This window comes from Thiomicrorhabdus hydrogeniphila, from assembly GCF_054656895.1.
Genome location: NZ_BAAHXL010000001.1, coordinates 1,629,112 through 1,642,678 on the forward strand (window position 1 = coordinate 1,629,112; position 13,567 = coordinate 1,642,678).

Annotated in this window: 10 protein-coding genes and 3 tRNA genes; 3 read left to right on the forward strand and 10 right to left on the reverse strand. The window is 35.2% G+C overall.

Annotated features, from left to right (window positions below; all coding sequences use genetic code 11):
* Positions 1-47 precede the first annotated feature (47 nt).
* Positions 48-917 (forward strand): tetratricopeptide repeat protein, encoded by an 870-nt coding sequence (locus ACYQ0E_RS07400; protein WP_460187600.1) that lies wholly within the window; start codon positions 48-50, stop codon positions 915-917.
* Between the two features lie 151 nt (positions 918-1,068).
* A complete protein-coding gene (locus ACYQ0E_RS07405; protein ID WP_460187601.1) occupies positions 1,069-1,590 on the forward strand; it encodes a DUF3087 family protein in 522 nt (173 codons plus the stop codon).
* 166 nt (positions 1,591-1,756) lie between these two features.
* Here the strand turns inward: ACYQ0E_RS07405 and ACYQ0E_RS07410 are convergent, their stop codons facing one another.
* The 9 genes from ACYQ0E_RS07410 to uvrC form a co-directional block, all read right to left on the reverse strand.
* Positions 1,757-2,044: a hypothetical protein gene (locus ACYQ0E_RS07410; protein WP_460187602.1), complete on the reverse strand. Its 288-nt coding sequence runs from the start codon at positions 2,042-2,044 to the stop codon at positions 1,757-1,759.
* 159 nt (positions 2,045-2,203) lie between these two features.
* Positions 2,204-4,780, reverse strand: a complete 2,577-nt coding sequence (locus ACYQ0E_RS07415) for a methyl-accepting chemotaxis protein (RefSeq protein WP_460187603.1) — start codon at positions 4,778-4,780, stop codon at positions 2,204-2,206.
* Positions 4,781-4,857: 77 nt separating this feature from the next.
* Complete coding sequence (locus ACYQ0E_RS07420; protein ID WP_460187604.1) at positions 4,858-6,072, reverse strand: EAL domain-containing protein; 1,215 nt, start codon at positions 6,070-6,072, stop codon at positions 4,858-4,860.
* Positions 6,073-6,350: 278 nt separating this feature from the next.
* Positions 6,351-6,941 (reverse strand): ANTAR domain-containing response regulator, encoded by a 591-nt coding sequence (locus tag ACYQ0E_RS07425; protein ID WP_460187605.1) that lies wholly within the window; start codon positions 6,939-6,941, stop codon positions 6,351-6,353.
* A gap of 397 nt (positions 6,942-7,338) precedes the next feature.
* Positions 7,339-7,425: transfer RNA gene (locus ACYQ0E_RS07430), tRNA-Leu, on the reverse strand.
* 53 nt (positions 7,426-7,478) lie between these two features.
* Positions 7,479-7,552, reverse strand: a tRNA-Cys gene (locus tag ACYQ0E_RS07435).
* Positions 7,553-7,556: 4 nt separating this feature from the next.
* A tRNA-Gly gene (locus tag ACYQ0E_RS07440) sits at positions 7,557-7,631 on the reverse strand.
* Positions 7,632-7,740: 109 nt separating this feature from the next.
* On the reverse strand, positions 7,741-8,313 hold the full coding sequence (pgsA, locus tag ACYQ0E_RS07445; RefSeq protein WP_460187606.1) for a CDP-diacylglycerol--glycerol-3-phosphate 3-phosphatidyltransferase: 573 nt from the start codon (positions 8,311-8,313) through the stop codon (positions 7,741-7,743).
* A gap of 92 nt (positions 8,314-8,405) precedes the next feature.
* Entirely contained in the window at positions 8,406-10,280 is a 1,875-nt protein-coding gene (gene uvrC, locus ACYQ0E_RS07450) for an excinuclease ABC subunit UvrC (RefSeq protein ID WP_460187607.1), read from the reverse strand.
* Between the two features lie 54 nt (positions 10,281-10,334).
* Here uvrC and ACYQ0E_RS07455 point away from each other — a divergent pair, with 54 nt between their 5' ends.
* Positions 10,335-11,291, forward strand: a complete 957-nt coding sequence (locus ACYQ0E_RS07455) for a S49 family peptidase (RefSeq protein WP_460187608.1) — start codon at positions 10,335-10,337, stop codon at positions 11,289-11,291.
* 237 nt (positions 11,292-11,528) lie between these two features.
* Here ACYQ0E_RS07455 and ACYQ0E_RS07460 read toward each other — a convergent pair whose 3' ends face one another.
* A complete protein-coding gene (locus ACYQ0E_RS07460) occupies positions 11,529-13,457 on the reverse strand; it encodes a peptidoglycan-binding domain-containing protein (RefSeq protein WP_460187609.1) in 1,929 nt (642 codons plus the stop codon).
* Between the last annotated feature and the right edge of the window lie 110 nt (positions 13,458-13,567).

Consider the following 13,567-nt stretch of genomic DNA (forward strand, 5'->3'; position numbering starts at 1 on the left):
ACTATAAGGCACATATTCATAATTACCATTCATACAGGTTAATAAACATGCCAGAAAACCAAACAATTACTTTGAATCAAAACACAAAAACCAGCCATTATTTAACGCAAATCTGTTTTGGTTTTATTCTAGGTTTTCTTGCATTTAATCTGCAAGCAGCCGACGTTTTTAACAACCAGACTTGCAACAGTTTATTTAAAGATAAACAGTTAAACCAAATTTGTCATTCGGCAATAAAGGGGGATGCTAAAGCCCGCTATACAATGGCTAAATTCTTTACTGATCCAAGAACGAGCTTTCCCAAAAAGATGAACTATGCGTATTTTTGGCACTTAAAACTTGCTCGTCAAATTCTTAAAGAAAACCTAAACGAACCCGCTTATACAGACATTTTATATAACACAGGAGTCCTTTATGCTGACGGATTAGGTACGCCGGCAAATGGTAAAAAAGCGCTTTATTGGTTTAAACAAGCTGCAGAACGCGGTCACTCTATGGCTATGACACGTTTATTTTTAGCTTATGAAAATGCACAAGGCACTGAAAAAAATACTCAAAAGGCACAAAAATGGTTACAAAAAGCCATTGAACTTAAAAACCCTGAAGCGCAAATTTTAATGGCCCAACAGTTAATGCAAGGGTCTGGTGTTCCTAAAGATATTCAAAAAGGGGTAAGCTTTTTAAAAGAAGCCGCGCAAGAAGATTCTGCTAAAGCGAACTATATTTTAGGTAAATATTATTTAATGGCGCCAGAAATGCAAAATCCACCACATTTAACCGAAGCAAAACAGTATTTTGGAAACAGCTGTAAATTACATTTTTTAATCGGTTGTAAACGATATTATGACTTAGACAACCCAAGTCAAACCCTACCCTCTAAGCCAAATAAATCAACTCAAACGATAGATTTTAAATAATAAAATTTCTAAATATTCACGCATAAAAAACGCATAAATATTTATTTGCATTCATTCCACCTTAATACATGACTTTAAGGTGGTAACTCAGTAAAATCAACACACCTTTAAAACTGCAAAGCAGATATAACCTATAAATATTGGCCAAATTATGTTTAAAATTCAAGAAATCGATCCTGTTTACTATCGCAAACAAACTCGCAAAGCTACGCTTATTGTTATCAGCATTTTTATTGTTATTGGCTTTGGTACAGCCTCACTTGCCCTACACTGGTTTGGGCAACATTCTAATAACCACTTAGTCTTAAACTTTATGGGGGCATTTGTTGGTTTATTAATCACAGCGGCAATTGTTAAGGTGTATTTGGCCGATAAGGAATGGATGAAAGAAGCCATTTATGCCTGGCGTTTAAAACGTAATCTAATGTATATCACTAACTCTTTAGCTAATATTCAAAAAGCGGTGGATCATGGTGATGAAAAAGCGATGAAAATATTGCGTTTTTATCATCTTGGATTAGAACAAATGCATAAGTTGGATGATAATAATCAGGCTTTATTAGACCTGCTATTAGAAAAGAAAAATCTAGAAGAGAAACTGAATGAAAAAGGCATTAGTTTAAATCAAACTGAATTTGATTTTGAATCAACAGAAGAATACAAACTTAACTGATTGTCAGTTGTGATTTTTTTAATTCATCAACACTAAAAATCAATTTTAAAATTCAAGAATGAATTAAGGTTTAAATATTTTAATTCATTCTGCATAAGCAATAAAATCATTCAAGCTAATTGGACTTTTACAGTCTAAAGACTTAAATAGACTAAAAATCCAAACCTTAATCTCGATTTCGCCAAATTTTAGAAACCGCTCTATCCGTACCTAAACCCGCCACAATTAGGCATAATAACCCAACCGCACCAAATAAAATCACTGGTAAAAGACCTGCCATTTGATTAATCAGCATTGAAAAATAAAGCGCCACAGAAGCAATTATTATAAAAAGCACTCCCATAACAGCCAAAATTTTACGGTGTGATGAGCTATAACTATAGTCTTCATCACTTTCACCATTATCAAATATATTTAAAATTGGTGAAAATAGTTTTACAAGAATGTCTTTCATATTTTACTAAGCGTAATTAACGCAACTCCTAATTAACGTGAATAGTACATGACTATTCACTACCTTAATCTATGTTTTTATTTTCAAGTATGAATTACTGAAAATAAAAACATAGAAAAGTTTAAAAACTTTAAATTATTATTTACATTATAAAATACATTAGTAAGCTAAACTCTTATTTAAGTCCGATAAAGCGATATCAAGCATATCAGTTACCCCGACAAATTGATCTAACAATTTATCTTTTTCTTTAAGGTCATCTATCGTTAAATCCGCATTTGAATTCATCATAGTCATTGCCTTTGCTACTAATTGATGCTGTTGTATATGCAGCTCATTTACCTTTAAGTATTCCGGCATCCTTGCTATAGAGTCTGAATTTTTTATTAATTCTGACAAAGCTTTACCAACTTCACAATGTTCTGCATTTGTGGCTGTGTCCATATTGACAGTAGTTGGTATATCATTTAAAAAAGTTTGAATACTTGTTCTCCAAACTCTCATATTTCTTCGTACATCAATCAGCTTGACACCATACACTTCTTCAGAGTTTTGAATCAATTTTCCAGCTTGAACTTCATCAATGACAAACTTACTGGTTTCATCTTTCAATAAATTAGCTTGTTCTTTTAAAGATAAGGCTGCGGCTGATGACTCTTCTACCAAAGCTGCATTGCTTTGAATATTTGCATCCAAACTATTAAGAGCTTGTGCTATTTCAGTTACTGAGTTTTGCTGTTGGTGAATTGAGTTCAAAACAACATCCATAGCTTGGCCGATATTTTCAACACGTTCATCTACCTGCTCAAAAGCAATATGCGTTTCATTTACTTTGGATACCCCTTCGCTAACCTTAATAACTGAAGAGTCAATCAGCGTTTTAATATCACGAGCTGCATCCGCAGATTTTTGCGCTAAAGATCGCACTTCTCCGGCGACGACAGCAAACCCACGCCCATGTTCACCCGCTCTAGCGGCTTCTACAGCAGCATTTAGAGCTAGAAGATTAGTTTGAAATGCAATGCCATCAATTATAGAAATAATACTTGCAATCTGTTCTGACGTTTTTTGAATATCTTGTATAGAATCTATCGTTGCTCCTAAAGAATCTTTAGCGAGCTTGTTTTGCTCAACTGTTTCTTTAGCAATATCATTTACTTGGCTAAGTTCTTGCGTATTTTGATTTTGCAAATTACTCATATTTTGCATAGTTGCATTAATTTGCTCTAACGCAGCGGCCGCTTGCTGAGTTCTATCGGATAAATCTTGTGATGCTCTTGAAGATTCTTCTGAGGCACTACCAACAGTTTCAGCTGCTCGTTTAATATGTAAAACAATCGCACTTAAATTATCTAAAGAAACATTGGTCGCCCCTTTCATCGCGGCTAAAGAACCTTGTAAATTTTTATCGACACGACCACGAATATCTCCAACGGCAAGCTTGGTCATAACATAGACCATACTTTCAATAATTGCATTAAGCTCCGATAGTAATGAATTTACATGCTCTGAAGTATCTAAATAAAAACCAGAAAGTCCTTCTGTATCAATATGTAGAGCAGTATGCCCAATAGAGGCCATTTCTAAAGTAGATTTTAATTCGTTCTCAATGACTTTTTGCTGCGTAAGGTCTTGCCATTCAATAACAGAACCAATATGTTTTCCATCTATTCCTGCGACGGGTACAACTGAAAGCTTAATAGTTAAACTTCCAATAACTTCTTCAAAAGTATTTATCTTCGATAAATCGTCAAAAGAACCATAATTAAAAAAAGAACTTATGGTTAAACCTTGTATGTTCTTTTCATCAAAGTCAGATATCGTTTCTTTAAGCTTCTGCGCGTTTTGATCAATAAATAACTGCATATTATGGTTTAAGTAGATAATTTGTCCGGCAGTATCCACCATCATCATATTTGCAGAAGCGCTGTCTAACCCAGATTTTAAACGCAAACTGATACGTAACTTTTCATGGGCTTCATCGTACATGGCTCCTAGCTGCATTTGCATCATTTTTACAGAAGAAATTAATTTACTTAACGAGTGATTACCATAATTATTCACCTGAACCGTAAAATCCCCCTGACGCATTTTATCCATAACTTGTTTGGCTTTACCCAAACGATTAAATGCATATTTTTTACCTGCAAAAGCATACCCAAAAAATAGAACGCTAATAATTACTGCTAATTCAACTGGAAGCGTAAATATCCCAGAAGCCATCACAATCAATAAAACACCTAAAGTAGCAATCATGCTAACCATAATATTCATGGGATGAAGATGATGAAATATGCAAAGTCTTTGAAAAATATTCATAACAAAACCATTTGTTATTTTTTTACGACCTCGACTTATTTCTTGATAGAGCAATGAAGCTGTCTTTTTCACCTCATTAGTCACGGGAGTTCTAACAGACTGATAAGCGACGATTTTTCCATTATTAAGCACAGGGGTTACATTGGTAAGCACCCAATAATAACTACCATTTTTAGCACGATTTTTAACCACATGTACCCAAGGTAATCCTTTTTTAATTGTGGCCCACATATCTGCAAACACCTCTTTGGGTACATCTTGATGCCTTAAAATACTATGAGATTGACCAATTAATTCACTCTTTGAATAACCACTAGCATTAATAAAAGCTTCATTCACTTCTAAAATCGTGCCATTTAAATCCGTTTTTGACACAATTGTGCCTAATTTACTTATGTCGATTTCTATTTGGTGCACCACATCCCCCTAATTAAAATAAGAACTTTTTAAAGAACTTAATTCTCAGTCTTGGTTAATTTGTAAATATTAGTAATTTAGGCTGAGAACTGAATATCAGAAACGGCTTGGTTTTGATAATAAATATCGTAACAAGCAATAACTTCACGATCATTGGTTAATGAAATAACCTTTGACACAGTTAAACAGAGTTCTACATCAATTAAAGAACGGTACGGTGTAGAAACATATATCTGTTTTGGATTTTGCATTGCTTTAATAAAATAGCGACGATTTTTCCAACAGAGCCCTTTACCTTTTTTTAATATATTTTCTTTTATCAATGATTTATCATCGGTTTTCAACAGATACTCATCACTGATTTGAAAACCTTTATCATCTAAAATATAAAACCGTTTAACCATTTTTTGTTCTGATACCTTAAACATGATTTCCTCGAGCTCTATCGCAGAATCTATGCCATGTAACCCTTCAAATAAAGATTCATAGTTTTTTTTCTGAAGTTTATCCGCCTTTCTATTCTCTCTTTGATAAAAGGGATATAAATGAGTCACTTCCGTAATTTTTTGCTCACCCTTTTCTACTAATGCAAAATCACTGTTAGGTTTTGAGAAATAAAAACCTTGTACTAAATCAACCCCAGAATCCATCGCTAATAAGGCTTGCTCTTTCGTTTCAACCCCTTCAAGTAATGCAATACTGCCCGCTTGTTGTATTAGAAGGGTTAGATTTCTTAAAATACTCTGACCTCTCATACTTTTGGTTGCTTCAATCAACACTTCACGATCAAGCTTTACAATATCAGGTTGTACTTTCCAAATTCGATCAACATTAGAATGCCCCGCACCAAAATCGTCTAAAGCGATTAAACAACCATAATCTCTAAGACTTAGAATCAAATCTTGAAACAACAAATCATCATAAATTTCACTTTCAACCACCTCAACCACCAATTGATAGCCTTGTAATCCCAATTCATCAAGTAAACCTTCAATACATAAGTCGCTTAACCTATCAAAATATTGAAAATCTAAATTTAAAAATATCCAATTTTGCCCTGTATTTTTTTCTTTCCAGTTCTGTAAATGCATTCGGTTCAGCTGACGAGTAAACTCACCTTTTGTAAAATCACTGGGAACATTCAAACAATCTTTAACAGAAATGGCATTGTTTGTTACCAAACTTCTACCTCTTACCAGTGCCTCTGCACCAATACATGCTTGGTTTGAAAAACTATAAATCGGCTGAAATACCGAATATAGTTTTTTACCATTAAACTTTAATGTAAACATTCTTTGCCTTGTTAATCCTATTTGCATTCATATCCAGCCTTAACCTCCGTGTAAAATAATTAAATACTCTAAAAAATATAACTGATATATTCTTAAATGTGACTGCTGAAGAACTAAAAGGCTAGACACAACCAATTAACACCTTATAAAGCATGTATTAAAAACATAATAGGAATTTATTTATTGAATTTACCAGGCCTGGCATGTCCTGTGGCTATTTAAGGAATGCAAGCATAGGTTAATTCAAACTAAATAAGAAATATAAAGAAGAGACAAAATTAAATGCCGTCTAAACCAATTAAAACACCACAAACTTCGTGCGCCACAACAGAAATCTTTTTACCTTGATCCATGGCCATTTTTCTTAATGTTTTATAAGCATCATTTTCAGACATACTTCTATGCTCAATAAGAAGCCCTTTAGCTTTTTCAATAACGGCACGTTCAGACAATTTATCTTTGACTTGCGCAAGTTCTTTTTTGACTGCCTGACACTGATTAAATCGCAATATAGCGACATCAATAATGGGCTTAATTCTTTCTTCAGATTTTCCATCAACAATATAAGCCGCAATGCCAGCTTTAACCGATTTTTCAATAAGTTTAGAATCCGAATCGTTGCTAAAGCAAACGATTGGTTTAGGACAGAACTCCTGCACAACACTGAATTGTTCAAATAAATCGACACTGGGTTTATCAACATCAAGAACAATTAAATCGACTTGTATCGTATCCAAAACCTGTAAAAAACTATCAGTAGAAGCACAAGTATGGATAACAGATGCACCAGAGTTCTTAAGACCATCTTTGATAGTGTCTACTTGAGAGAGATTATCTCTAATTAATAGAACTGAAAATGCGGGGTTCATAATTTTCACCTTTGAAATAAACATAAACTATCGCTACTAAACATTATTCATGCCAATATATTTATAAGCTTATAAATATTATAGTTACATTTAATATAAATAATTAAAAGGTATTTTATGAACCAAAAAGGATTTTAAAAACCATATTGGTGCATTTAGAACAAAGAATTGATACAAAATTGTAAAGGGCACTATACCGTGCTATTCACTAAAACATTATTGATAACGTCTTACACATAGACCTTACTTAGTTTCAACAAGCTATTAAAACAAGACCTAATGAATCAGCCCACAAAACAGAAATAATCTCTCTTCAAAGAAACTGGAAACCATTAAGCGATAAATTTTAGACATAAAAAAACCCGTAAAACAAATTGCTTTACGGGCTTTTAGAATATGGTGCCCAGGGCCGGAGTCGAACCGGCACAGTATTTCTACCGGGGGATTTTAAGTCCCCTGCGTCTACCAATTTCGCCACCTGGGCAGATGACTAACATTAAAAATGCTAATTTAAATGTATCAAGCCTCCAAAATAAATGGAGGCGGAACGCGGAGTCGAACCGCGGTAGATGGATTTGCAATCCACTGCATAGCCACTTTGCTATTCCGCCAATTTGGAGCGGGAAACGAGGATCGAACTCGCGACCCCAACCTTGGCAAGGTTGTGCTCTACCGCTGAGCTATTCCCGCTTGATGGGGCGTATTATAGGGGTTCCCCATTAAAGGTCAAGCACTTTTTATTAAAAATTTAAAAAGAATAAATCTTTAACTTAACCCGGTATTATCTAAGTTGCTAAGTCTATGATTCTGTTGAACGAATAATTTCTGGTAATGCAGCTTTGGTGTATTGCACCCAAGTAATAACGGTTAATGTTGCTGCAAAATATAACATTGGGAAACCAAGTTCACCCCAATTTACTCCCCATAACTCTCCACCATAAAGTAGCCAAGTTAAGGCTGCAAGCTGGGATGCTGTTTTGATTTTACCTAATTTAGAAACCGCTACCACTTCACGGGCATTGTTTTCTGCCATCCATTCTCGCAATGCAGAAATAGCGACTTCTCGCATCATAATTAATACGGCAGAAATAATGACATAAATATTATCGTGATATTCCGCTGCAACCACAATTAAGGCGGCTGCAACAATCAATTTATCTGCAACAGGGTCTAAAAAAGCCCCAAGTTTACTATCTGAACCGAGTTTTCTAGCAAGATAACCATCAAACCAATCGGTTATAGCGGCAATCATAAAGGCTAAACCAGCCCAAAACCTAGCGTCTTCAATGGGTGCATAGTAACAAATTAAAAAAACCGGAATCAGAACAACGCGGCTCCAGGTCATCATCATTGGGAGAGAATTTATGGACATATTTTCACTTTTATTTTAAATGTGTTGATTTTGTAAAGAATACTACCATACCTGACCATAGGCTTCTTAACGGATATGAGTTTGATTTAATTTTAAAGGCTTCCATGAAAAAAATCATATATTTTTTGTGCTTTATCTAAGCTAATACCTTTCACTTTTTGTAGTTCAGAAATAGAAGCCTCTTTTACCTCACCTAACCCACCAAAATGCATTAACAATACTTTACGCGTTTTAGGGCCTATACCTTCAATAGATTCTAAACTAGATTGTGTTTGTGCTTTGGTGCGTTTTGCTCGGTGCGAGGTAATAGCAAAACGATGGGATTCATCTCTAATATAGTTAATTAAATGCAAAGCAATATCGTCCGATTCTAAATCAATACCTTGAGAGTTATGTGGTGTAAACAAGATTTCTAGGCCAGCTTTACGCCCTTCTCCTTTAGCTACCGATACTAATGGCACATGCTCTAATTCGAGCGTTTTTAATACATCAATGGCTTGAGTAAGTTGCCCTTTACCTCCGTCCACTACAATTAAATCTGGCAGGATTGCATTTTCTTTTTTTAATCTCGCATAACGCCGACTCATGGCTTGGTGCATGGCAGCGTAATCATCGCCTGGCTGAATACCTTCTATATTAAACTTTCGATAGGCTTGGGTATTAGGGATACCATCTTGAAACACCACACAACTGGCAATGGTCATTTGACCTTGCGTATGACTAATATCAAAACATTCCATATAGTTAGGTGGATTAACCAAAGCCAAGGCTTCTTGTAATGCCTGCACTCTTTGAACTTGTGTAGCGCGCTGTGTCATGTGCTGCTTTAAACCTGACTGAGCATTAGTATTGGCTAATTGCACCAACCCCTTATTGATTTGATTGTGTGTAGATTTTAAAAGCACTTTGCCCTGACGCTGTTCTTTTAACCAGGCCTGTAAAAATGCTTTTTCATTGAGTTCAATTGCTAAAATAATTTCTGCAGGAACAGGGTGTTCTAAATAGTGCTGAGTTATAAAGGCGGATAAAATGTCTTGTTGGTCAACACTATCCGTGACTTTGGGAAAATAATGTTCACTGCCCCAAAGATTACCTCCGCGATACATCATTAAGCACACGCAAACTTGTGAAGATTGTTCAGCAACCGCAATCACGTCCATGTCTTTTGAGCCGGGTTGATTAATTAAGTGCTGACTTTGTATGGCTCTTAAGGCTGAAACTTGATCACGGTATCGAGCGGCCTGCTCAAATTCCAACGCTTCAGAAGCCCGCTCCATTTTAGAACCCAACTCTTCTATCACCTCAAAACTTTTGCCTTGTAAAAACCCCAACGTATGCTTTACGTCTTCAAGATAGACTTCTTTAGTCACTAATCCTTCAACACAAGGGCCAGAACAACGTTTGATTTGATATTGTAGACAAGGGCGTGAACGATGATTAAAAACACTTTCGGCACACTGCCTAACTGGGAAAATTTTTTGCAAGGCCTGTAAGGTTTGATGAACGGCAGATGCGTTTGGAAAAGGGCCAAAATACTCACCTACTCGTCTTTTAGCACCACGATGATAACTTAATGCCGGAAACGTTTTACCCGTAGAAACATAAATATAAGGGTAAGATTTATCATCCCTAAAAAGTATATTATACTTAGGCTTATATCGCTTTATTAATGTATTTTCTAATATAAAGGCTTCACTATCCGTATCGGTAACGGTCACTTCTACACGGGCAATTTGCTGAACCATTTTAGCGGTTTTTATTTCATCATGTTGCTTTTTAAAATAGCTCGAAACCCTTCGTTTTAGGTTTTTAGCTTTACCCACATAAATAATAGTGCCCTTTTCATTTAACATTCTATAAACACCTGGGCGTTCAGTTAATTGCTTTAAAAAGGCATTAATGTCAAAAGGCTCAACCTCAGTCTTAAGGTTATTTTCATTTTTATTGTTGATATTATCTTGGGTCATAAATCATAAACAGGTAGAATTGTGGGCTTAGGTTTGCATTATAAAGGATAAAGAATGGAACAAGAGCCACAAAACTCACAACAAGGCTTTAATCGTTTAGCCATTGCAGTAGAGTCATTAGTTAAACAGGAACGTTGGAGCCGACGTATTGCTAATTTTCTTAAATTAGTCGTTGCAGGTTATATTGTCTTTTTTATTTATACGGCCTCACAAAACATAGGTAATATCGATGGCGCAGATAAAAGCAGCAGCAGTGGTAAAGAACATCTAGCCGTAGTTAGATTAGATGGTGCAATTATGCCTGGTACTAAAACCAGTGCTGAAGCGATTAACCCACTTTTAGACGATGCGTTTAAAAACCCACTCAGTAAGGCAGTTGTTATTTTGGCAAACTCGCCTGGTGGCAGCCCAGTTCAATCGGCGTTAATTAATGATGAAATTACACGCTTAAAAACCAAATATAAAAAACCTGTGTATGTTGTGGTAGAAGATATGTGCGCTTCAGGCTGTTACTACATTGCTGTTGCAGCCGATAAAATTTATGCCAATAAAGGTTCTATGGTTGGTTCTATTGGTGTACGAATGGATACATTTGGTTTTACTGGCTTAATGGATAAAATAGGTGTTGAAAACCGCTCAATGCATGCTGGCGAACACAAAACCTTTATTGATCCATTTAGCCCTGAAGATGAAACCGGTCGTGCCTTTTTTCAAAAACATATCTTAGAGCGCACTCATCAACAATTTATTGATGCTGTTCGTTCTGGCCGTGGTGATCGCTTAAAAGAGAATGAAAATACGTTTACAGGCCTGGTATGGTTGGGTGATGAAGCCACTAAAAATGGTTTAATTGATGGTTTAGGTGATCTTGGTATGGTTGAACGTGATATTGTAGGCACAACCAATGTACGTTACTACGAAGGTAAAAAGAGTGTTATTGAAGAACTCATGGGTGATATAAGCACGCAAACGGCTTCTAAACTATCGTTATACCTTTCTACCATGAAATAAATAAAGGCATTTTTAGATTTACCAGGCCTGGTAAATCTAATTAAACTTAATCTTTAAATACAAAAAAACCGCGCTAGATTGATGAATCTAGCGCGGTTTTTTATTGTCATTAATAAACGAAACTAAGAACTCAACCCTCTAGGGAATAAGCCCAAAAAAGCAGTAAAATTTTAGCCTCTTTTACTCGTTTATGAGCTTGTGTAAAGTTCTCTTAATCCGTCAACTTCCTATAAATAATTAATGTGCCTTAAAGACACCCAGCTTTTCTAAACTATCGATAGTTAGCTGTCCATAAGCCAAACCATTCGCTCGCTGATAAGCCTTAAGAGCACTTAACGTATTAATTCCCCATATTCCATCTATAACGACTAAATCTAATGGCGGACTAGGTTTTAAATATCCCTTTTGTTTTAACGCTAACTGCAACTGCTTAATAATAGCTTTACTACGACTCATTTTACAAAGCGTGGCTTTATATTCTTTATTTTCATCATAAGAAATCAAACCATTGCTATCTTTAGAGGCCATAAAAGCATGTGCTCTACAACGCCATAAAGCCTTGCCATTAACCTGTTTAGCATATAAAACGGGCTTAGCTGTTTCAGGCTTAAACAGTGCATAATTAATTGCATCTTCTGTTGGTTTAATAACTTCTATAGCGTTAAATTCTATTGATTTATCATTAGCCAATGTCTGTTTATTATCTTGACCTTTAACCTCTGTTACTTGGCCTGGCGCAACAATAATATTTTTAATTTTATTGGTTTTATCTAATTCAACAGGTTTCTCTGTATTTTTAGTGTTTGAAGATACCCATTTAATACGTTTTGCATCAGGTTTAAAAACACCTAGATACTCTAAAGTTTCAATCGTTAACTGCCCGTATAAAAGCCCATTTTCTCTTTGATACTTTTTAACCGCCGCTAAAGTAGCTTGATCCCAATTTCCACTGATTAACTGACCTTTAGTTAAGTTACGTGAGGTTAAATAGCCCTTTTCATTTAATATATATTGTAAGTCTGTCATCGTAGCGACATCTCGACTTCGTTTACACAAGGTGGCACTCAATTCTTGTTTATCTGAACTGTAAGCCCAATCACCAAAATCATTTTTTTGTGGTACCAATGAATTTGCCGCACAACGATAGTAATCTGCCCCACTAACGGTTTTATAAAGCTGTTGGCTACGATTCTTAGGAATAATTTTTTCAATAACTTTTACTAAATTCTCTTTATCACTTATATCACTTGACTGCGATTTTGATTCTACTGCTGGCGCTTTCACGACCTTCTTAGACTCTGCTGTTACCGATGTTGTAGGTGATTGACTTTCAACCGACAAAGTTTCTACAGCAACTTGAGTTTTTTGAGTATCAATGGTTGCACTATTATCTTGATTAGAATCTTCTTCAACATCTGCAATTTCAACACTAGGTTTTATAATATTTAACCCCTGCATTGAATCTGTATTAACAGTATTTGTTGAAAATACACCTAAGTGTTCTAAGGTTTGAATGGTTAATTGCCCCAGAAGAAGGCCATTTTTTTGCTGATATTTTTTTACTGCTTGCAAAGTTGATTCACCCCAAATACCATCAACCAACTGCTCTTTTGTTAAAGAATCAGACTTTAACAAGCCTTGATCATATAAAGCTTGTTGAAGTTTTTTGATTGTGACTAAGTCTCGGCTTTTTTTACATAACGTTGCACTTAATTCTTTACTTGATGGATCGTAGTGCCAGTAATTATTTTTATATGAAACGGCAACTAACGAGTTTGCGGCACATCGATAATATTTAACGCCCTTAATCTCTTTATAAAGCACTGGTTTTCTTGATGTAGGAATAATTTTTTCACTCGATACTGAACCTGATTTTTTTTCACTATTTTTATTCAGTTTTTGTGTACTTTTAGCCGTTTCTTTATTTTTTTGCAGATTTTGTTGATGCTCTCTAATTTGATTAAATAAATCTTTCTGCTTTTGCTGTCGATTAAGCTCTTTTTCTATTCTTGCACGCTCTTCAGATTTAGCTTTAGCTAACATTAAATTCATTTCTGTCTGAGTATACAGCTTTTCTTGATTGCCATTTTCGGTGTCAGGGGCTGTTGAACAACCCAGTAAAGAAACAACAAAAACTGACACTAATGACGGTTTAACCAACTTCATATATCACCTATAAAATCCTTCATGAAAGGTAATTTTTAATAACAAAATAAAAATCTTTGTGTAAAAGTCGCTTTTAAAAAACGTCTTTACTCTTTAGATAAAAATCGGAG